Raw genomic sequence first — 20620 nt, 5'->3', positions numbered from 1 at the left:
TCCGTGCGGGGGCCCTCACGCCTCACCGTCCTGGGACGGCGACTCGTCCGCCGACCACGGGTCGCTCAGCCACAGGTCGTCGGCCGGCAGCGGTGCCAGCAGCTCCGCCAGCGCCTCGTCCAGGCCGAGCCGGTCGCTCTCGGTGCCCGGCGGAACCACCCGCAGGGTCCGCTCCACCCAGGCGGCCACGGCGGCCGACGGCACCTCCAGCAGGGCGTTGCCGTCGGGGGAGGTGAGGGCCACGCAGATGACGCTGCGGCCCGCGACCTTCGTCGGCCAGATCCGCACGTCCCCGTGCCCGCACGGCCGGAACACGCCCTCCACCAGCAGCTCCCGGGCGAACGTCCAGTGCACGGGCGACTCGGAGCCGATGTGGAAGGCGATGTGCACGGCGTACGGGTCGTCGGTGCGGTACGCCAGCCGGGCGGGTACCGGGATGGACCGCTCGGGGGACAGGACCAGCTTCAGCTCCAGCTCACGTTCCACGATGCTCATCATCGAAATGCACGACCTTCCGGTGCTCATGGGCCGGTCCCGTGACCGTCCCGCACAAGGAGAGAGCGCCCTCCCCGCCACCTATTACGCGACTTCTGGAAAAAACTTCGGCCGGATTCGGAAGCCGTCCCGAACCCGTGGCGAACCCGGCACGGAACCCGTCTCGAAAGGGGGCCCAAACAGGTGGACCGGCCCGGGGGCGGGCGGCTGTCTGATAGATGTGGACCCTTGTATTGAGGCCGTCCGCCCGCCCGGCGGGGACGGCCTGAGGCCTCGAAGAGATACGGGACCCGCTGATGAGCGCGCCAACTCCGGCACCCGGTGACGAAAGCCCCCGTGAGGGCTACTACCCCGACCCCTCCATCCCCGGCTACGTCCGGTACTGGAACGGCGCTTCCTGGGTCCCCGGTACGAGCCGCCCCGCGCCCCGGCAGACCGAACCGGACACGACCGCCCCCGCCCCGGCGGCCGGTGCGCGGACCGCGCCGGTGGAGGAGACCGGGCCGATCTTCTTCGACGAGGAGGACGGCCCCCAGGACGGCGCGGGGGGTTCGCCGGGTTCCGGCGCGTCCGCCCCGGACCGGGCGGCGGGGCCCGCTGACGGAGCGTCGGTCTGGCAGGCGGACGCCGCACGCCAGAACGGGTTCGGCGGCGAACGGGACCGCCGGGTCGAGTGGGGTGGACCGGCACAGGAGCCCGCGAGCTCCGCCCCGGACGCCCGTCGCCACCGGCCGACCCGAGGGCGCCGCTGTCCCAGGACCCCACCGGCGGCGCGCTGCCCGGGATGCGGGAGGGGGGCGGCCGGCCTGCCGAGGAGGCCGGGGTGCGCCCGCCGACGGACGGGACGGTCACGATCCGTGCGATGGGCCCCCGGGCGAACGCGGTACGGGGCGGCGCCCCCGGGAGCGGCGCCCCGGCAGCCGGTGACGTCCAGCCCGGCCCGGCACCGTCGAACGCCGTTACGCCACAGGGGCCGCAGGGCGTCAGCGCGGCCCCCGACAGCCTCGCGCCGGCCCCGGCGCCCCGCGCCCTCCCGGCCCAGGCCCAGCAGGCGACGCCTCCGCAGGCCCAGGCCCAGCAGGCGGCGCCTCCGCAGGCCCAGGCCCAGCAGGCGATGCCTCCGCAGGCGCCGGCCCAGCAGGCGTCGACACCGGCACAGCCCCAGCCCGCACAGCAGCCCCACCGCGCCCAGCCCGCACATCAGGCTCAGGCGTCGGCTCCCGCGCCCGCCCCGGCTCCCGCCCCCACCCCCGTAGCCACGTCGTCCCCCGACCCCGCGCCGTCGGCGGCGCTGCACACGCCCCTCACGCCCGGTCCGGGCGGCGGCTCGGCCTCCTGGGCGCAGCAGGTCCACCAACTGGCCCAGCCCGAACCGCAGCAGCAACAACAGTTGCCCCACCAGTACCAGGGAGCCGCAACGGGACCGGCGGCCGGTGCGGACCAGCCCGTCGTGCCGTGGAAGCCGCCGGTCGACGACCCCTTCCAGCAACTCGCCCGCAACCAGGCTTCGGCCCGCCCCGCCGGGCTCGGCAAGCGGTTCGCCGCCCGGCTCGTCGACAACCTCGTGCTCGGCGCGGTCGTCGGGGCGGTGGCCGTCCCGCTGTCGGCCCGGGCGCTCGACCACATCGACCGGAAGATCACCGCGGCGAAGGAGACGGGGGAGACCGTCACCGTCTGGCTGCTGGACTCCACCACCGGGGCCCTGCTGGGGGCGCTGCTCGCCGCGTTCCTGCTCCTCGGCTTCCTGCTGGAGGCCCTGCCGACGGCCAAGTGGGGCCGGACCCTGGGCAAGAAGCTGTTCGGGCTCGACGTACGGGACATCGAGTCCCATGACACCCCGTCCCTGGGAGCGGCCCTGCGCCGCTGGCTCGTCTACGGCGTGCTGGGGCTGCTCGTGCTCGGCGTGGTCAACGTCCTGTGGTGCCTGTTCGACCGCCCGTGGCGCCAGTGCTGGCACGACAAGGCCGCCCGTACGTTCGTGGCGGGCTGATCGGGCTGAGCGGAACCGGCGAACTGCGGACCGTCGTCCGTTTATCGGAAAAGTCGGCCGGGCGGGTGGCGACATGCCGGTCCGGACCCGTATGCCGCCCCGCGTCCCCCGAACGCATCTGAGCCGTTGCGGGCCCCGGTGGTGCGGGATGCACTGCCCCCATGAGCAACGACCAGCCGACGCCCGGCCAGCCGCCCGAGGACGACGATCCGTTCCTCAAGAAGCCGCAGGAGCCCCCGCCGCCGTCCGACGGTCAGCCGTACGGCAGTGCTCCGCCGCCCCCTCCGCCGCCGCCTCCGCCGAACGATCCGTACGGCAGCGGCGGAGGGTTCGGGGTGCCCGACCCCCTCGCCGGGATGCCGCCGCTCGCCGAGCCGGGGAAGCGGATCCTGGCGCGGCTCATCGACTTCCTCATCATCTCGATCCCGCTGTATCTGATCTCGCTGCCCTGGGGCGGCGCGGTCGACGTCAACGGGGACGGGGACGACGGGTTCGGCGACGCGGTCGCCGGCGGGTACAGCGGGCACCAGCTGCTCTGGTCGATCATCGGCCTGGTCGTCTACGTCGCGTACGACACCTACTTCACCCACAAGGACGGCCGCACGCTGGGCAAGCGGCTGCTGAAGCTGCGCGTCGCGATGCTCAACGACGGGCGGGTGCCGGACACCGGGGCCGCGCTGATGCGGGCGGTCGTGCTCTGGGCCCCGGCGTTGCTGTGCTGCCCGTGCCTGTGGTGGCTGATCAACATCGTGCTGATGTTCACCGACAAGCCCTACCGGCAGGGGCTCCAGGACAAGGCGGCCAAGACGGTCGTCGTCGTGGCCCGCTAGCGAGTCCGAGCCCGGGTCCGCCCCCGGGCCGGCTAGCGGCGCAGCGAGTGCTCGTCGGCCCGCGCGGACGGGCGGGCGGACGAGCGCGCCGCCGGAACCCGTTCGCGGGCCCCGATGCCCTCCAGGGCGTGGTGCGTTCGGGCGGCTGCTGAGGCCCGGTCGGTCGCGGTCCGCCCGGCTCCTTCCGCCGTTCCGTGGCCGGGGTGCGGCAGGCGTACGGCGACCAGGAGGCCGAGGACCAGCGCGGTCGTGCCGACGGCGGCCACCCCCACGCCGGACTCCGTGCGGAACAGCAGCAGCAGGGCGAGCGTCGTTGCGACGACGGTGGCCGAACCGTAGGCGAACTGTGCGGCAGTCGGACGCGGCATGACGGTTTCCGTCCTCGGGACGTCGGATGGGCGGGCGGCGTTCGGCGCGCTCGTGCGCGCCGAACGACCCTACGACGGTGGATGCCCGACCCGGACCGGTAGTAAGCGTGACCTAACACACGGTACCGGTGCACAGGGGGCGCACGGAGTCACGGCTCTCACCAACCGGACAGTTGGGCGCGCCTGTTGAAACGTCCGGCCGGGCGGATCCGGGCCGGTCGCCGTTCCTTTGCCGTTTCCATGCCCTTCTCAGACCGTCCGTATACCGGAAAAGTGCTCCGCATAGTGCACTTGGTCTGTGCAAGTCAAGGTCTGTCTTTTCTCTCATAACTTCGATCGAATGTCGTCACTTGTGACGCGTTCACGCGCGCGGCCCTCTCCATACCCCCCTGGCCGCCGCGCGGGACGCCCGGGGAGGACTGCTTCAAGTGACCAATCAGAGACGGGCGCTTCGCGCCGCCGCCGTTGTCGTGGCCATGGCCGCGACCGCTGCGACGGCGTCGACCTTCGCCACCGCTCAGGCGCATGACCACTCATCAGGTTCCGGTGTCTCCACCGTCGACCGCCGTGACCCGGCGCCGGCCAAGGGGCATGTGGAGCACAACCTGGAGGGCCCCTTCAGCGAGCAGCAGGCCGCCCAGCGCGAGGCCGCGCTGGAGCAGGTGCTGGCCGGGGACAAGAAGGTGGCGAACCGGAGCGGCTCCAAGGTCGTCAAGCTCGGCGACAAGAAGTACGTGGAGCTCGGCCGGGAGAAGACCGACAAGATCTTCACCATCCTGCTGGAGTTCGGCGACCAGGTCGACGACACCACGATGTACGACCCGGACGGCGACGGCCCCAAGCCGCCCGTCAAGAAGTACGGCGGCGCACCGGGCCCGGCGCACAACGAGATCGCCGAGCCGGACCCGAAGAAGGACAACAGCACCGCCTGGAAGGCCGACTACAACCAGGAGCACTTCCAGGAGCTCTACTTCGGCGAGGGCAAGGGCGTCCACTCGCTCAAGACCTACTACGAGAAGACCTCCTCGGGCCGCTACTCGGTCGAGGGCGAGGTCTCCGACTGGGTCAAGGTCCCCTACAACGAGGCCCGTTACGGCTCCAACTACTGCGGCCAGTCCAACTGCGCCAACGTGTGGGACGCGGTCCGCGACGGCGTGAACGCCTGGGTCGCCGACCAGAAGGCCAAGGGCCGCAGCGACGCCGAGATCAAGGCGAACCTCGCCGAGTACGACGAGTGGGACCGCTACGACTTCGACGGCGACGGCAACTTCAACGAGCCCGACGGCTACATCGACCACTTCCAGCTGGTCCACGCCGGTGAGGACGAGTCGGCCGGCGGCGGCGCCGAGGGCACCAACGCCATCTGGGCGCACCGCTGGTACGCGTACGGCACCAACGCCGGTGCGACCGGCCCCGCGAACAACAAGGCCGGTGGCGCCCAGATCGGCGACACGGGCATCTGGGTCGGCGACTACACCGTCCAGCCCGAGAACGGCGGCCTGGGCGTCTTCGCCCACGAGTACGCCCACGACCTCGGTCTGCCGGACCTGTACGACACCTCCGGCGGCGGCGAGAACTCGGTCGGCTTCTGGTCCCTGATGTCGGCGGGCTCCTGGCTCGGCACCGGCAAGGGTGAGATCGGCGACCTGCCCGGCGACATGACCTCGTGGGACAAGCTCCAGCTCGGCTGGCTCGACTACGACAAGGCCAAGGCCGGCAAGACCTCCCTGCACAAGCTGGGCGTCTCGGAGTACAACACCAAGAACCCGCAGGCGCTCGTCGTCGAGCTGCCGGAGAAGGCCGTCACCACCACCGTCGTCAAGCCCGCCGAGGGCTCGAAGCAGTGGTGGAGCGACATGGGCGACGACCTGTCGAACACCCTGACCCGCTCGGTCGACCTGACCGGCAAGTCCAAGGCCACGCTGGACCTTTCGGGCTGGTACGACATCGAGGCCGACTACGACTACCTCTACACCGAGGTGTCCGACAACGGCGGCACCAGCTGGACCGCGCTCGACGGCACCGCCGACGGCAAGGCCATCCCGCGCGACGCCAGTGACAAGCCGGCCCTGACCGACGTCTCGGGCGACTACAAGAAGCTCTCCTTCTCGCTGGACGCCTACGCGGGCAAGAAGGTCGACCTCCGCTTCCGCTACCAGACGGACGGCGGCGCGGGCGGCAAGGGCTTCGCGGCCGACGCCATCACCATCACGGCCGACGGCGCCGAGCTCTTCGCGGACAACGCCGAGGGCGACGACAACGGCTGGACCGCCAAGGGCTTCTCGCGGATCGGTGAGTCCTTCACCCAGGACTACCCGCAGTACTACATCGCCGAGAACCGCCAGTACGTCTCCTACGACGAGACGCTGAAGGTCGGCCCGTACAACTTCGGCTTCGCCACCACGCGTCCGGACTGGGTCGAGCACTACGCGTACCAGACCGGTCTGCTGGTCTGGCTCTGGGACACCTCCCAGAAGGACAACAACACCTCGGTCCACCCGGGCCAGGGTCTGATCCTGCCGATCGACGCGCACGCCAAGCCGCTCAAGTGGAAGGACGGCTCGCTCCTGCGCAACAAGATCCAGCCGTTCGACGCCCCGTTCAGCTGGTACCCGAACAAGGGCTTCACGCTCCACAACGCGGACGTGCCGCTGTACATCAAGCCCAGCCTGGGCAACCCGGTCTTCGACGACCGCAAGGGCACCTACTGGTACAAGGAGAACCCGACGGGCAGTGTCAAGGTTTCTGACACGAACACCCGCATCTCCATCGTCCACGAGCCCCTCAACGGCCGGACGATGACCGTCCTGGTCAGCCCCTCGGGTCGCTGATCACGTAAAATCGCAGGTCAAACCATGATCGGCCGTCGCCCTCTAGCGGGCGGCGGCCGATCGTGTTTAGGTGCGTCTTGTTCACATCCTTATTGACGCGACGTCTCACGGGGGAGCGTGGAGCATGGCAGGCGGAGGTTTCTGCAGGTTGCCGAACGGCACGGTGGTGGTCGCCCTGACCCTCACCAGACCGGCCGACGGCACAGGTCCCGGCAGCGGTACGGAAGCCGGGCCCGGAGCCCCGGTACGGGTGCTGGTGCACGCGGCGAACCGGGCGCGCGCCCTGACCAGGCTGCGCAATCTGGGGCTGCGGGCGGTCTATCTGCGCGGCAACGACCGGCCGCCGACGCCGGACGAGGTCACGGCGGTGCTGCACCATCCGGACGGTCTGCTCTGGCGGGCCGCCCCGCGGCCCGACGGGGCCGACGTCCGGCCGCCGACGCTGGGGCACCAGGCTTCCCAGCCGGTGTCGTCGTGCCAGGAGCTGTGGCACCCGATCCGGGCGCTGCTGGGCCCCTCCGGGTACGCGGGACCGGCCCGCCCGGCCGCCTAGCGGCCGAGGGGCCTGGTCCGAGGGGCTGGGTTACGACGCGACGACGGGCGTGCCGGAGAGCTTCACGCCCGCCGTACGCAGCTCCGCCAGGGCCCGTTCCGTGGTGGCTCCGGAGACGCCCGCGGTCAGGTCGAGCAGCACATGCGTGACGAAGCCCTCACGGGCCGCGTCCAGCGCGGTGGCCCGGACGCAGTGGTCGGTGGCGATGCCGACCACGTCGACCTCGGTGACCTCGCGGTCGCGCAGCCACTGGGCGAGGCCGGTCCCGTTCTCGTCGGAGCCCTCGAACCCGCTGTACGCGGCCGAGTACGCCCCCTTGTCGAAGACGGTGTCGATGGCGCCGGAGGCGACGGCGGGCGCGAAGTTGGGGTGGAAGCCGACGCCCTCCGTACCGGCGACGCAGTGCACCGGCCAGGAGTCGACGTAGTCCGGGTTCGGCGAGAAGTGGCCGCCCGGGTCGATGTGGTGGTCGCGGGTGGCGACCACGTGGCGGTAGGCGGGCTGGGCGTCACCGATCAGGTCGGTGATGGCGGCGGCGACGTCGGCACCGCCCGCCACCGCGAGGCTGCCGCCCTCGCAGAAGTCGTTCTGAACGTCCACGACGATCAATGCGCGGTGCATGGCGGTGTCCTTCGGTGGGGGCGAGAGCGGGGTGGGGACGGAAACGGGGACGGCGATCGAGCGGGGCCCGGCGGCCCCGGGGCCCGGGGCCGCCGGGAGGGGGCCGGGGGTTCGAGCCTAGGCACTCGAACGTCACAATCAAGCCCCGTCCGCGAAACCCCCGGTTGCGGACCGGCCCGGTCCGCACGCCCGGTGCGGCCCCGGGGCCGGCCCCCGGGCGTACGGGGACGGGCTCAGGCGTACTCGGTGGGGATCACCGGCTCGCCCCGCGACAGCTGGATCGCCGACATCGGCAGCCCGGCCCGCGCGGCCACGTGCCGCTCCCGGACCGTGTCCAGCGGCTCGCGGGCGACCACCTCGCCGCCCCGCGCCAGCTCCACCAGCAGCTGCCGGTCGGCCAGCTCGTCGGGGACCGGGCCGGTGCCGATCACCTCGGCCTCGGCGACGCCGTGCTCGTCGGTCCGGCGGGCGGCCCACTTGCGACCGCCGACCGACGACTTCGCGCCGAGCGACTTCTTGGCCACCGGCACCAGCGGGGCGTCCGGCTCCGCCGAGCCGGCGCGGGCCACCAGCTTGTAGACCATCGAGCAGGTGGGGTGCCCGCTCCCGGTGACGAGCTGGGTGCCGACCCCGTACGCGTCCACCGGTGCGGCGGCCAGCGAGGCGATGGCGTACTCGTCCAGGTCCGAGGTCACCACGATCTTCGTGCCGGTCGCCCCCAGCTCGTCCAGCTGCTGCCGCACCCGGTGCGCGACCAGCAGCAGATCCCCGGAGTCGATCCGTACGGCGCCGAGCTCGGGGCCCGCGATCTCCACGGCCGCCCGGACCGCCTCGGTCACGTCGTACGTGTCGACCAGCAGCGTCGTGCCCCGGCCGAGCGAGTCCACCTGCGCCCGGAACGCGTCGCGCTCGGTGTCGTGCAGCAGGGTGAAGGCGTGCGCGCTGGTGCCGACCGTCGGGATCGCCCAGCGGAAGCCCGCCGCCAGATCGGAGGTGGCGTCGAAGCCGCCGACGTACGCGGCACGGGCCGAGGCGACCGCGGAGAGCTCGTGGGTGCGGCGGGCACCCATCTCGATCAGCCGGCGGCCCCCGGCGGCGGCCGACATCCGCGAGGCGGCGGCGGCGATCGCGGAGTCGTGGTTGAGGATGGAGAGGATCACCGTCTCCAGCAGCACGCACTCGGCGAAGGACCCCTCGACGCGCAGGATCGGGGAGCCGGGGAAGTAGAGCTCACCCTCCGGGTAGCCCCAGATGTCGCCGCTGAAGCGGTATCGCGCCAGCCATTCGAGGGTCGGCTCGTCCACGATCTCCTGCTGCCGCAGGAAGCCGATCATCTCGTCGTCGAAGTGGAAGTTCTCCACCGCGTCCAGCACCCGGCCGGTGCCGGCGACGACGCCGTACCGCCGCCCCTCGGGCAGCCGACGGGTGAACGCCTCGAAGACCGAGTGCCGGTCGGCGGTGCCGGCCTTGAGCGCCGCCTGCACCATGGTCAGTTCGTACTGGTCGGTGAAGAGCGCGGTCGACGGAACGCCGACCCGCCGACCGAGGTCCGCTGTGTTCATGGCTGGGATGCTACCCCCTATTCGTCAAAGTGACGAGATGTGGGGTCCGTTTGTGCGCCGGGCCCGCCCGGGTGGCAGCATGGGACAGGTGAGCGTTGCTACCCCGCTAGAGATCGAACGTCCCGATTCGGCCGAGGAGGCCTTCGCGGTCCCCGAGCCGGACGTCCCGTGGGTGACGCTCGTCCACAACGACCCGGTCAACCTGATGAGCTACGTGACCTACGTCTTCCAGGCCTACTTCGGCTATCCGAAGGACAAGGCCCACAAGCTCATGCTGGACGTGCACCAGAAGGGCCGCGCGGTCGTCTCCAGCGGAAGCCGCGAGGAGATGGAGCGCGACGTCCAGGCCATGCACGGTTACGGGCTGTGGGCCACCCTCACCCAGGACCGCAACTAGCCATCCTTCAGGGCCCTGCCCCGCCAACCGCCCCGTTCGACCCACCATCGGAGAATCCATGGCCGGCCATTTCGAGGCCACCCCAGGCGGCGGCGCGGCCGTCGCGCTCGACGAGGTCGAGATCTCCATCCTGCGCTCCCTCGCCGTCCAGCTGCTGGAGCTGATCGGCCCCGGCGACCAGCCCGCCGACGGCGAGGACCCGCTCGCCGCCCTCTTCGCGGAGGGCCCCAGCAAGCCGCCCACCGACCCGGCGCTCGCCCGGCTCTTCCCCGACGCCTACGGCGGCCCCGGAGGGCCCGAGGGGCCTGTGGGGGCCGTGAAGCCGGAGGAGGAACAGGAGCTGCGCGAGCGGTCCGCCGAGTTCCGCCGGTTCACCGAGGTGGACCTGCGCTCCGGCAAGCGCGACGACGCCCTCGCCGTCGTCCGCACCCTGGACGCCCTCTCGCCCGCCCCGGACGGCGGAGCCGTCCTCACCCTCACCGGCGACGAGTGCCTCAGCTGGCTCCGCTCCCTCAACGACCTGCGCCTGACCATCGGCACCCGGCTGGAGGTGTCCGACGAGGACCAGGGCGAGGAGGGCTCGCTGTACCGGCTCCCCGACACCGATCCGCGCAAGCCCATGGTGATGGCCTACCTCTGGCTCGGCGCCCTCCAGGAATCCCTCGTCGAGACGCTCATGCCGTAGGCGCCCTCCCGGGGCAAGGAGCCGCTCACCCCGCGGGGGTGAGCGGCTCCTTGTTCGCTCAACGGACGCTCAGATCCGGGTAATGATCAACCCAAGTCATTCGGGCTGTTCGTTCCACGCGAGGCCTTTCATCCCTTTTTGCCTGTGGTGTGCGCCACAGAATGTCCCACGGTGTCCCGTGACGGCCGTGATAAATCTTCACGACCGCCCGGGGACGCCACCCCTGTTTCCCGGGGCGCTGCACACCGGCCGAACGCCGGTCGCACTCCATCCATATCCGGGGGATCAGAACCTGATCCGCAGCCTTGTACGGCGCGGATCGGCGTGGAGAAGGGCGCACCACCATGACATCGGCGCAGGTCGACGAGGGACAGGTCGACAAAGCTCAGTCCGGCGGAAATGCCGGGGACGCCGGAGCCGGCGGTGAGGGATACCAGCGCGGTCTGGGAGCTCGCCAGATTCAGATGATCGCCATCGGCGGAGCCATCGGCACCGGGCTCTTCCTCGGCGCGGGCAAGGCCATCGACCGGGCCGGCCCCAGTCTCATCCTGGCCTACGCCATCGCGGGCCTGGTCATCTTCTTCATCATGCGGGCCCTGGGCGAGCTGCTCATGTACCGCCCGGTCTCGGGCTCCTTCTCGGAGTACGCCCGCGAATTCATCGGCCCGTTCTCCGGATTCGTCACCGGCTGGACGTACTGGCTGTTCTGGGTCGTCACCGGAATCACCGAAGTCACCGCTGCCGCCCTCTATATGACGTACTGGTGGAACATTCCGCAGTGGCTGTCCGCCCTGGTGTTCACCGTCATTCTCTACGGTGCCAACCTGATCTCCGTGAAGCTCTTCGGTGAGCTGGAGTTCTGGTTCTCCATGGTCAAGGTCACCGCCATCATCGGCATGATCCTGATCTGCGCGGGCGTCCTCACCATCGGTTTCTCCGACGCCGGCGACACCGCGACCGTCTCCAACCTCTGGAACGACGGCGGATTCTTCCCCAACGGCATCACCGGCACCCTCATGACGCTCCAGATCGTCATGTTCGCCTTCCTCGCGGTGGAACTCGTCGGTGTCACCGCCGGGGAGTCCAAGGACCCCAGGACCGTGTTGCCCAAGGCCATCAACACCGTGCCGTGGCGCATCGCCGTCTTCTACGTCGGCGCGCTGATCATGATCCTCTCGGTCGTGCCGTGGTCCACGTTCAAGCCCGGCGTCTCCCCGTTCGTGAAGGCCTTCGAGGAGATGGGGTTCGGCATCGGCGCCGCCATCGTCAACTTCGTCGTCCTCACCGCGGCGCTCTCCTCCTGCAACTCCGGCATGTACTCCACCGGCCGCATGCTCCGCGACCTCGCCCTCAACGGCCAGGGCCCGCGCGCCTTCACCCGGCTGACGAGGAACGGCCTGCCGCTGGTGGGCACCACGTTCTCCGCCGCCCTGATGCTCGTCGGCGTGTGGATCAACTACCAGTGGCCGGGCGAGGCGTTCACCTACGTCGTCTCCTTCGCGACCATCTCCGGCATGTGGGCCTGGATCATGATCCTGACCAGCCAGATCCGCTACCGCCGCAAGGCCGACGCCGGACTCCTGCCGCCGTCCTCGTTCAAGGCCCCGGGCGCCCCGTTCGCCAGCTGGTTCGCGCTCTGCTTCATCGGCCTGGTCATCGTGATGATGGCCATCGACAAGGACACCCGGATCTCGCTCTACTGCGCACCGCTGTGGGCGCTCCTCCTCTTCGTCTCCTACCGGGTGCTCCCGTCGCGCGCGAAGGAGCCGGAGAAGGCCACGACCGAGACCCGCTGAGCAGGGCTCCCGGGGGCCGTCCCCGGGAGCCTCACCGACCCCGAGGGCGGGCCCCACGACCACCCTCCTCCCGGACCGCCCGGCCTCCCCAAAGGCCGACGGCGTCCACCATGCGGGCTCCCGCGTACCACCCACCGGTACGCGGGGGCCCGCCTGCTTATCCTGGCGCCATGCTGACCATCACCCAGACGCTCTACGACCAGATCGTCGCCCACTCCCGCGCCGACCACCCCGACGAGGCGTGCGGAGTGGTCGCGGGCCCGGCCGGGACGGACCGCCCCGAGCGCTTCATCCCGATGCTCAACGCCGCCCGCTCGCCCACGTTCTACGAGTTCGACTCGGCCGACCTCCTCAAGCTCTACCGCGAGATGGACGACCGCGACGAGGAACCCGTGATCGTCTACCACTCGCACACGGCCACCGAGGCCTACCCCTCCCGCACCGACGTCACGTACGCCAACGAGCCCGGGGCCCACTACGTCCTGGTCTCCACCGCCGACACCGACGGCTCGGGCCCCTTCCAGTTCCGCTCGTACCGCATCGTGGACGGCGAGATCACCGAGGAAGACGTGCAGGTCGTCGACGCGTACTGAGCCGCTCTGAGCCGCACTGAGCCCCCCGGTACCGCGCGGAGCCGCCGAACGGGTCTGGCACACTGCACCCGAACCCATCAAGGCGGCAGGAACCAGGAAGCCGGTGCGAATCCGGCACGGTCCCGCCACTGTGACCGGGCCCCCTCCCGTACGGACTCCGACTCCGTACCGGAGGGCGGCCCGGAAGCCAGGAACTGGCCCGCCGCCTTTCGCATCGACCAGGGGACGCGGAAATCCCCCGGAGAGGCCCCGCCATGTCCCGGCGCACCCCCGCGCTCATAGCCGCCGCCGTGCTGCTCCCGCTCGCCCTCACCGCCTGCTCCACCTCCTCCGACTCCTCGGACGGCGACACCGCCACCGGGGACAAGGCGTCGGCGGCGAGCGGCTTCCCGTACACCGTCGAGAACTGCGGTGTCACCACGACGTACAAGGCCCCGCCGAACCGCGTGGTCACCATGAACCAGCACGTCACCGAGATCATGCTGGAACTGGGCCTGAGGAAGTCCCTCGTCGGCACCGCCTACCTCGACGACCAGGTCCTGCCGAAGTACGCGAAGGACTACGCCTCCGTCCCGGTCCTCGCCAAGGAGTACCCCTCCTACGAGCAGGTCCTCGCCGCCAACCCCGACTTCGTCTACGGCGGTTACGCCAGCGCCTTCACCGCGGGCGACGGCCGCGGCCGCGAGGCGTTCGAGAAGGCCGGCATCGAGACCCGCCTCAACACCGAGAGCTGCACCAAGGGCGACCAGCCCATGGACACGCTCTACGAGGAGATCCGCGAGGTCGGCCGCACCTTCGGCGTCAGCGAGCGCGCCGAGGCCTGGATCAAGCGGGCCAAGGCCGACAACGCCGCCACCGCCAAGAAGCTGGCCGGCCTGAAGCCGCTCTCCGTCTTCGTCTACGACAGCGGCGACAAGACCGCCTTCACCGCGGGCGGCGAGGGCATCGGCAACGAGCTGATCGAACGGGCCGGCGGCACCAACGTCTTCGCCGACCTCGACAAGCCCTTCGGCGACGCCTCCTGGGAGAACGTCGTCGACCGCGAGCCCGAGGTCATCGTGATCTACGACTACGGCGCCACCACCGTCGAACAGAAGAAGAAGCGTCTCCTCACCGACCCGGCCCTCGCCGACGTCCCCGCCATCAAGAACAAGCGCTTCGCCGTCATGCCGCTCTCCGACGCGGTCCTCGGCGTCCGCGTCCCCGCCGCCGTCGACAAGCTCGCGGCCCAGCTCCACCCGGAGGCGGTCAAGGCGGCCACCACCCCGTGACCTGCCGCGCCTCCGCACCGCGGCGGCCGCTCGGTTACGTCCTGGTGCTCGGCGTCCTCGCCGCGCTCCTGGCCGTCGCCGTGCTCGCCGCCCTCGCCCTCGGCTCCGTCCGCATCCCGCCCGGCCAGGTGCTCGACATCCTGACCGGGCGGGCGGAGGCGAGCCCGTTCCGCACGATCGTCCTGGACGTGCGGCTGCCCCGGGTGCTGCTCGGCATCGTCGTCGGCGCCGGACTCGCCGTCATCGGCACCGTCCTCCAGGCCCTCGTCCGCAACCAGCTCGCCGACCCGTTCCTCCTCGGGGTCTCCTCCGGAGCCTCCACCGGAGCGGTCCTGGTCATCGTCCTCGGCATCGGCGCGTCCCTCGCCACCACCGTCACGATCCCCGCCGCCGCCTTCGCGGGCGCCCTGCTCTCCCTGCTGCTCGTCTACACCCTGGCGCGCGGCGGGGGCGGCCTCACCACCAACCGGCTCGTCCTCGCCGGAGTCGCCGTCTCCTACGTCCTCTCCGCCCTGACCAGCCTGATCCTGGTCACCTCCGCCCGCGCCGACCACCTCAAGGAAGTCCTCTACTGGACCCTCGGCGGCCTCGGAGCCGCCCGCTGGGACATGCTCGCTCTCCCCGCGATCACCCTGGTCGCGGGCACGGCCGTCCTCCTCACCCTGGCCCGCCCGCTCGACCTGCTCCTGGTGGGGGAGGAGGGCGCGACCGTGCTCGGCCTCGACACCGCCCGCTTCCGGGCCGCCGTCTTCGTCCTCGCCTCCCTGATGACCGGCGTGCTCGTCGCGTACAGCGGGGCCATCGGCTTCGTCGGCCTGATGGTCCCGCACATGGCCCGGATGGTGGTCGGCGCCGCCCACCGGGCGCTCCTCCCGGTCGTGGCGCTCGGCGGCGCGGTGTTCCTGGTCCTCGCGGACCTCGCCGCCCGGACGCTCGCCGCCCCGCAGGACATCCCGGTCGGGGTGCTCACCGCGCTGACCGGCGGCCCGTTCTTCCTCTGGATGCTGCGGCGCAGGCCCGAAGGAGCACCCGCATGAGGCGCGTACGCCGCGGCCGGGGGAGCACCCGCACCGGGCGCGCCGGGAGGAGCGCCCGCACGACGACCGTACGTACGCCCGAGGGAGCCCGCCCATGACCGCCCTGCGCACCGAAGGCCTCTCGTACGGGACCGGCGAGGGCCGCCACCTCGTCGACGCCGTCGACCTCACCGCCGCCGCCGGCGAGACCGTCGGCCTCGTCGGCCCCAACGGCAGCGGCAAGACCACCCTCCTGCGCTGCGTCTACGGCACCCTGCGCCCCACCCACGGCCGCGTCCTCCTCGACGGCGACGACCTCGCCACCCTCCCCGTGAAGGCCCGCGCCCAGCGCATCGCCACCGTCCCGCAGGACGGCCACGCCGGATTCGAGCTCACCGTCGGCCAGGTCGTCGCGATGGGCCGCGCCCCGCACAAGCGGTTCTGGGAGGCCGACACCGCCGCCGACACCGCCCTCGTCACCGCGGCCCTCGACCGGGTCGGGATCGCCGCGCTCGAACCCCGTACGTTCGCCTCCCTCTCCGGCGGCGAACGCCAGCGGGCCCTGGTCGCCCGCGCCCTGGTCCAGCAGCCCTCGCTCGTCGTCCTGGACGAGCCGACCAACCACCTGGACATCCGCTACCAGCTGGAGGTCCTCTCCCTGGTCCGCGAACTGGGCACCACCAACCTCCTCGCCCTGCACGACCTCAACCTCGCCGCCTACTACTGCGACCGCCTCTACGTCCTCAAGGACGGCCGGGTCGTCGCCTCCGGCGCCCCGGAGGAGGTCCTCACGGCGGAGCTGCTGGACGAGGTGTACGGCGTGGCCGCCGAGGTCAGCACCCACCCGAAGACCGGCGCACCGACGGTCGTCTACCTCCCGGAGGGGCAGGGCAGCCGAACCCTGTCCACATAGCGAACGCTCACCATCCACCATGTGGGATCACACTCGGGTTTCCGCACAGGGAATCGATACGATGCCCGCATGGTTCCCCATGACGTGAGCAACAAGACGCCGGGCACGCTGCTCGTCGCGCGGCTGCACGTCGACCTGTGCAGGCTGGCCAGCGCGATCTGTCGCACCGCAGCCTGCCCGTGAGCCGCCCGGCCTGAGCCGCGGTCCGCGCGAGCCCCACCCGTACGCGCCACGCACCACACCCCCGCGCGGGGAAGAAACGCGCGCCCCACGCCACCTCCTCCACGCTTTCGACAGGAGCCCACGCCATGGCCATCGAGGTCCGCATCCCCACCATCCTCCGCACCTACACCGACGGCGCGAAGGCCGTCGAAGGCAACGGGGACACCCTCGCCGACCTCTTCGCCGACCTGGAGAGCCGCCACACCGGCATCCGTGAGCGACTCATCGACAGCGCGAACGGTGAGCAGCTGCGCCGCTTCGTGAACGTCTACCTCAACGACGAGGACGTCCGCTTCCTCGACGGCATCTCCACCAAGCTCAGCGACGGCGACAACATCACGATCCTCCCGGCCGTCGCCGGCGGCATGCGCTGATGCGGTACGACTCCCCGCTGGCGGCCGTGGGGAACACCCCCCTCGTCCGCCTCCCGCGGCTGTCCCCGTCCGAGGACGTCCGTATCTGGGCCAAGCTGGAGGACCGCAACCCCACGGGCTCGATCAAGGACCGCCCGGCGCTCCACATGGTCGAACAGGCCGAGAAGGACGGCCGGCTCACCCCCGGCTGCACCATCCTGGAGCCCACCAGCGGCAACACCGGCATCTCGCTCGCGATGGCGGCCAAGCTCAAGGGCTACCGCATCGTGTGCGTCATGCCGGAGAACACCTCCCAGGAACGGCGCGACCTGCTCGCCATGTGGGGAGCCGAGATCATCTCCTCCCCGGCCGCGGGCGGCTCCAACACCGCGGTCCGCGTCGCGAAGGAGCTGAGCGAGGAACACCCGGACTGGGTGATGCTCTACCAGTACGGCAACCCGGACAACGCGGGCGCCCACTACGCCACCACCGGACCGGAGATTCTCACCGACCTCCCGTCCATCACCCACTTCGTGGCGGGCCTCGGCACCACCGGCACCCTGATGGGCGTCGGCCGCTACCTCCGCGAGAACCGACCCGGTATCCAGATCGTCGCCGCCGAACCGCGCTACGACGACCTGGTCTACGGCCTCCGCAACCTCGACGAGGGCTTCGTCCCCGAGCTGTACGACGCCTCGGTCCTCACCACCCGCTTCTCGGTCGGCTCCGCCGACGCGGTCACCCGCACCCGCGAACTCCTCCAGCAGGAGGGCATCTTCGCGGGAGTCTCCACCGGCGCCGCTCTCCACGCGGCGATCGGCGTGGGGAAGAAGGCGGTCAAGGCGGGGGAGAGCGCCGACATCGTCTTCGTGGTGGCGGACGGCGGCTGGAAGTACCTGTCGACGGGCGTCTACACGGCGGAGACGACGGAAGCGGCGATCGAAACCCTCCAGGGCCAGCTCTGGGCCTGAGCTTTTCCGGTCCGGCCAATCCCAGCCCGTCCGGCGCTTGAGGACATCTTTCGAGCCCATCCGGCGATTGAGGAGCGGGGCCCGGGGCAGCGCCCCGGGCCCCGCTCCTCACCCCGCCGCCAGCTTCCGCACCCGCTCCCACACCCCGGGTCCACCGCCCCGACCCGCCGCCGGAACGCGCCGATCCGCACCTCCCGCAGCTCATCCGTCTCCAGGAAGCTCCGCCGCCCGTGCCGGTCCCCGACCGTCCCGGCCGGCAACGCGATCACCCCGGGCCGCTCCTCGTGATGCTTGCTGGTGATCTTCACGACCAGCGCGGTGCGCCCCCGGCCCCGCCCCCGTACCGAGAGCACCAGACACGGCCGGTCCTTCGACCCGGGCCCGTCCTCGTACGGCACATCGGCCCACCACACCTCACCCGCGCGCGGCACCCGCCCTTCCGGCTCCGAAGGCCGCGACGGCGGCCGGGACGGCCGGGACGGCGGCCGGACCGACCCCGCGGGCCGCCGGGACCGGGGCCCCCGGTCCGACCGCCCCCGGCCGTCCACCACCGCGGCGACGAGCGCGAGCAGAACCACGGCGGCCAGCGCCACCCACCAGAACGTGTTCATCCCCCGACCGTACCGGCGGCGAAGCGCGCACCCGAGGGCCGGACCGTGGGCGCGCTTCCATCGAACCGGTGACAGAGCAGGTGAGTTCCCCCACAACGGAGGGCAGCGGAGGAGCGACGCGGAGTTCCGCGCCTTACGCTCGACGAACCGCAAAACCGATCCCGCAGGAACCACCACCAGGCTCCGGCGAAATCGCACGAACCCTCCCCGTTCCCGCGCCCCGGAGGTTCACGCTCCATGAAGCTCACCGTCGTCGGCTGCTCCGGCTCGTTCCCGTCCAAGGGTTCGGCATGCTCGAGCTACCTCGTAGAGGCCGACGGCTTCCGGCTGCTCCTCGACATGGGCAACGGCGCCCTCGGCGAGCTGCAGCGCCACGTCGGTCTCTACGACCTCGACGCGATCTTCCTCAGCCATCTGCACGCCGACCACTGCATCGACATGTGCGCGTACTTCGTCGTGCGCTACTACCCCCACGGCGGTGACCGCCCCCGTCCGCTCCCGGTCTACGGCCCCGAGGGCACCGAGCAGCGGCTGACCGCCGCCCATGGCGACACCCCCTCCGACCGGGCGATGGGCGAGGTCTTCGACTTCCACACCCTGAAGCCGGGGTCCTTCGAGATCGGCCCGTTCTCGGTCCGTACGGAGAAGCTCTGCCACCCCGTCGACACGTTCGGCATCCGGGTCGAGCACGGCGGCTCCTCCCTCGCCTACTCCGGCGACACGGGGACCTGCGAGGCGCTGGAGGACCTGGCCCGGGACGTGGACCTCTTCCTCTGCGAGGCGTCGTTCGTCGACGGCAAGGAGGACATCCCCGACCTGCACCTCAACGGCCGCGAGGCCGGCGAGGCGGCGGCCCGCGCCGGAGCGCGCCGGCTCGTCCTCACCCACATCCCGCCGTGGACCGACGCCGACCGCAACGCCGCCGACGCCCGCGCGGCCTACCCCGGCCCGGTGGAGCTGGCGGTCCCGGGCGCGGTGTACGAGCTCTGACCCACGCCGAAGCCCCCGCCGCCCGGAGGAGAACCCGGGCGGCGGGGGCTTCGCGTACGTGTGTACGGGCGCGGCGGAGGTTACTTCGCCTCGGCCTTCTGGAGCTCGGCGAGCTCCTCGTCCGACTCCCGCCCCGGGGTCGGGATGTTGAACTTGATGATCGCGAAGCGGAAGATCGCGTAGTAGACCACCGCGAAGCAGAGGCCGACCAGGACCAGCAGCCAGGGCTTCGACGCGATGCCGAGGTTCAGTCCGAAGTCGATCAGGCCCGCGGAGAAGCCGAAGCCGTCCTTGATGCCCAGCGCCCAGGTCAGGGCCATGGACACACCGGTCAGCACCGCGTGGATCGCGTACAGCACCGGGGCGATGAACATGAACGTGAACTCGATCGGCTCGGTCACACCGGTGACGAACGAGGTCAGCGCGAGGGAGAACATCATGCCGCCGACGGCCTTGCGGCGCTCGGGACGGGCGCAGTGGACGATCGCGAGGCAGGCCGCCGGGAGGGCGAACATCATGATCGGGAAGAAGCCGGTCATGAACTGTCCGGCGTCCGGGTCACCGGCGAGGAAGCGGGCGATGTCGCCGTGGGCGCCGTTGTACTCGCCCGCCTGGAACCACGGGAAGGAGTTCAGCAGGTGGTGCATGCCGACCGGGATCAGCGCACGGTTGGCGACACCGAAGATGCCCGCGCCGACCGCGCCGGAGCCGACCAGCCACTCACCGAAGTTGTGCAGACCGGTGCCGAGGACCGGCCAGATCAGACCGAAGACGATACCGATCACGAGGCCCGCGAAGGCGGAGAGGATCGGCACCAGGCGGCGGCCGCTGAAGAAGCCGGCCCAGTCGGGCAGCTTCGTCCGGTAGAACTTCTGGTAGAGCAGCGCGACGACGATACCCATCACGACACCGCCGAGGACACCGGCGTTGACCGGGGCGTCGTTCATCACGATCTTGCCGTCGGCGACGCTCGCGACCTGGGGCAGGTTGCTGTCCGTGAAGGTGGCGAGCACCTTCTGGAAGACGAGGTAGCCGGTGACGGCGGCAAGCGCGGTCGAGCCGTCCGACTTCTTGGCGAAGCCGATCGCGATGCCGACGGCGAACAGCAGCGGCATGTTGTCGAGGAGGGCGCCACCGCCTGCGGCCATGTAGCCGGCGAGCTTCGTGATGAAGGTCGGGAACGAGTCGCGGCCCAGCATGTCGCTCTGGCCGAAGCGGACCAGGAGTGCGGCGGCCGGCAGCACGGCGACCGGCAGCATGAGGCTGCGGCCGATGCGCTGCATGACGGCCATCGCGCCGGCGCCCTTCTTCTTCTCGGCCGCGGGTGCGGTCTCAGCCGTGGTCATCAACTTCCTCCATGGAACACGGTGCCGCCCAGGTCGTTGATGCGGGGAGGCGGCGACTCGACAGACCCTGCGGCAGAGCGCCGTGGTCTGGACCACTCAGTGGTGTAGACCAGTTTTAGCACGGTGAGGGATAGATAAGGAACCTTCAATTCCCATCTCATTCGCAGTAGCAGACCCGGCACGTTCGGTGACACGCCGAAGGCCCC

At 71.1% G+C, this 20620-nt stretch carries 20 protein-coding genes, 2 pseudogenes and 1 riboswitch; of the genes and pseudogenes, 16 read left to right on the top strand and 6 right to left on the bottom strand.

Annotated elements, in window-relative coordinates:
- Positions 1–15: 15 nt before the first annotated feature.
- Positions 16–498: an SsgA family sporulation/cell division regulator gene (locus CCZ36_RS11580; protein WP_069738990.1), complete on the bottom strand. Its 483-nt coding sequence runs from the start codon at positions 496–498 to the stop codon at positions 16–18.
- 293 nt (positions 499–791) lie between these two features.
- Here CCZ36_RS11580 and CCZ36_RS36935 point away from each other — a divergent pair.
- From CCZ36_RS36935 to CCZ36_RS11570, 3 genes and pseudogenes are all read left to right on the top strand, one after another.
- Positions 792–887 (top strand): annotated as a pseudogene (locus CCZ36_RS36935) (DUF2510 domain-containing protein); the annotation flags it as partial.
- Positions 888–1168: 281 nt separating this feature from the next.
- Positions 1169–2485 carry an RDD family protein gene (locus CCZ36_RS11575; protein ID WP_443069802.1) on the top strand — a complete coding sequence of 439 codons (1317 nt, stop codon included), beginning with the start codon at positions 1169–1171 and terminating at the stop codon, positions 2483–2485.
- A gap of 161 nt (positions 2486–2646) precedes the next feature.
- On the top strand, positions 2647–3315 hold the full coding sequence (locus CCZ36_RS11570; protein ID WP_069738418.1) for an RDD family protein: 669 nt from the start codon (positions 2647–2649) through the stop codon (positions 3313–3315).
- A 32-nt stretch (positions 3316–3347) separates the two neighbouring features.
- Here CCZ36_RS11570 and CCZ36_RS11565 read toward each other — a convergent pair whose 3' ends face one another.
- Entirely contained in the window at positions 3348–3683 is a 336-nt protein-coding gene (locus tag CCZ36_RS11565; RefSeq protein ID WP_069742688.1) for a hypothetical protein, read from the bottom strand.
- A gap of 428 nt (positions 3684–4111) precedes the next feature.
- Here CCZ36_RS11565 and CCZ36_RS11560 point away from each other — a divergent pair, with 428 nt between their 5' ends.
- Both CCZ36_RS11560 and CCZ36_RS11555 read left to right on the top strand, forming a co-directional pair.
- A complete protein-coding gene (locus CCZ36_RS11560) occupies positions 4112–6514 on the top strand; it encodes an immune inhibitor A domain-containing protein (protein WP_079134136.1) in 2403 nt (800 codons plus the stop codon).
- Between the two features lie 124 nt (positions 6515–6638).
- Positions 6639–7067, top strand: a complete 429-nt coding sequence (locus tag CCZ36_RS11555; RefSeq protein ID WP_069738420.1) for a hypothetical protein — start codon at positions 6639–6641, stop codon at positions 7065–7067.
- A gap of 30 nt (positions 7068–7097) precedes the next feature.
- On the opposite strand, the gene CCZ36_RS11550 is transcribed toward CCZ36_RS11555, so the two are convergent.
- Together CCZ36_RS11550 and CCZ36_RS11545 are read right to left on the bottom strand one after the other, a co-directional pair.
- On the bottom strand, positions 7098–7688 hold the full coding sequence (locus CCZ36_RS11550; protein WP_010062072.1) for an isochorismatase family protein: 591 nt from the start codon (positions 7686–7688) through the stop codon (positions 7098–7100).
- Positions 7689–7921: 233 nt separating this feature from the next.
- Positions 7922–9250, bottom strand: coding sequence for a nicotinate phosphoribosyltransferase (locus CCZ36_RS11545; protein WP_128817592.1), 1329 nt, complete (start codon positions 9248–9250; stop codon positions 7922–7924).
- A gap of 79 nt (positions 9251–9329) precedes the next feature.
- Between CCZ36_RS11545 and clpS the strand changes: the two genes are divergently transcribed.
- From clpS to CCZ36_RS11495, 10 genes are all read left to right on the top strand, one after another.
- Positions 9330–9647, top strand: coding sequence for an ATP-dependent Clp protease adapter ClpS (gene clpS / locus CCZ36_RS11540; RefSeq protein WP_006124882.1), 318 nt, complete (start codon positions 9330–9332; stop codon positions 9645–9647).
- A gap of 58 nt (positions 9648–9705) precedes the next feature.
- Complete coding sequence (locus CCZ36_RS11535) at positions 9706–10332, top strand: DUF2017 domain-containing protein (protein ID WP_069738422.1); 627 nt, start codon at positions 9706–9708, stop codon at positions 10330–10332.
- Positions 10333–10676: 344 nt separating this feature from the next.
- Entirely contained in the window at positions 10677–12128 is a 1452-nt protein-coding gene (locus tag CCZ36_RS11530; RefSeq protein WP_128817591.1) for an amino acid permease, read from the top strand.
- Between the two features lie 170 nt (positions 12129–12298).
- Positions 12299–12721, top strand: coding sequence for a Mov34/MPN/PAD-1 family protein (locus tag CCZ36_RS11525; RefSeq protein WP_006124878.1), 423 nt, complete (start codon positions 12299–12301; stop codon positions 12719–12721).
- A gap of 49 nt (positions 12722–12770) precedes the next feature.
- Positions 12771–12923, top strand: a riboswitch (cobalamin riboswitch).
- A gap of 52 nt (positions 12924–12975) precedes the next feature.
- Positions 12976–13992: an ABC transporter substrate-binding protein gene (locus CCZ36_RS11520; RefSeq protein WP_128817590.1), complete on the top strand. Its 1017-nt coding sequence runs from the start codon at positions 12976–12978 to the stop codon at positions 13990–13992.
- Complete coding sequence (locus CCZ36_RS11515; RefSeq protein ID WP_128817589.1) at positions 13989–15029, top strand: FecCD family ABC transporter permease; 1041 nt, start codon at positions 13989–13991, stop codon at positions 15027–15029. Before CCZ36_RS11520 ends, CCZ36_RS11515 begins: the two co-directional genes overlap by 4 nt.
- A 94-nt stretch (positions 15030–15123) precedes the next feature.
- On the top strand, positions 15124–15921 hold the full coding sequence (locus CCZ36_RS11510) for an ABC transporter ATP-binding protein (RefSeq protein WP_069738425.1): 798 nt from the start codon (positions 15124–15126) through the stop codon (positions 15919–15921).
- Between the two features lie 69 nt (positions 15922–15990).
- Positions 15991–16104 (top strand): putative leader peptide, encoded by a 114-nt coding sequence (locus tag CCZ36_RS36685; RefSeq protein WP_335755801.1) that lies wholly within the window; start codon positions 15991–15993, stop codon positions 16102–16104.
- Positions 16105–16229: 125 nt separating this feature from the next.
- Positions 16230–16517, top strand: a complete 288-nt coding sequence (locus tag CCZ36_RS11500) for a MoaD/ThiS family protein (protein WP_069738426.1) — start codon at positions 16230–16232, stop codon at positions 16515–16517.
- Positions 16517–17467 carry a PLP-dependent cysteine synthase family protein gene (locus CCZ36_RS11495; RefSeq protein WP_032765017.1) on the top strand — a complete coding sequence of 317 codons (951 nt, stop codon included), beginning with the start codon at positions 16517–16519 and terminating at the stop codon, positions 17465–17467. Before CCZ36_RS11500 ends, CCZ36_RS11495 begins: the two co-directional genes overlap by 1 nt.
- 108 nt (positions 17468–17575) lie before the next feature.
- On the opposite strand, the pseudogene CCZ36_RS11490 reads toward CCZ36_RS11495, so the two are convergent.
- Positions 17576–18078, bottom strand: a pseudogene (locus CCZ36_RS11490) (type II toxin-antitoxin system PemK/MazF family toxin).
- 237 nt (positions 18079–18315) lie between these two features.
- Here CCZ36_RS11490 and CCZ36_RS11485 point away from each other — a divergent pair.
- Positions 18316–19068, top strand: coding sequence for an MBL fold metallo-hydrolase (locus tag CCZ36_RS11485; protein WP_069738428.1), 753 nt, complete (start codon positions 18316–18318; stop codon positions 19066–19068).
- Between the two features lie 80 nt (positions 19069–19148).
- Here the strand turns inward: CCZ36_RS11485 and CCZ36_RS11480 are convergent, their stop codons facing one another.
- Entirely contained in the window at positions 19149–20414 is a 1266-nt protein-coding gene (locus CCZ36_RS11480; RefSeq protein WP_069738429.1) for a PTS transporter subunit EIIC, read from the bottom strand.
- Positions 20415–20620: the final 206 nt, after the last annotated feature.

Origin of the sequence: Streptomyces sp. S063, from assembly GCF_002832675.1 — a bacterium.
Taxonomy (GTDB): domain Bacteria; phylum Actinomycetota; class Actinomycetes; order Streptomycetales; family Streptomycetaceae; genus Streptomyces; species Streptomyces sindenensis.
The sequence above is the reverse complement of the archived record's forward strand: the minus strand, read 5'-3'. Positions and strand labels throughout refer to the sequence as shown.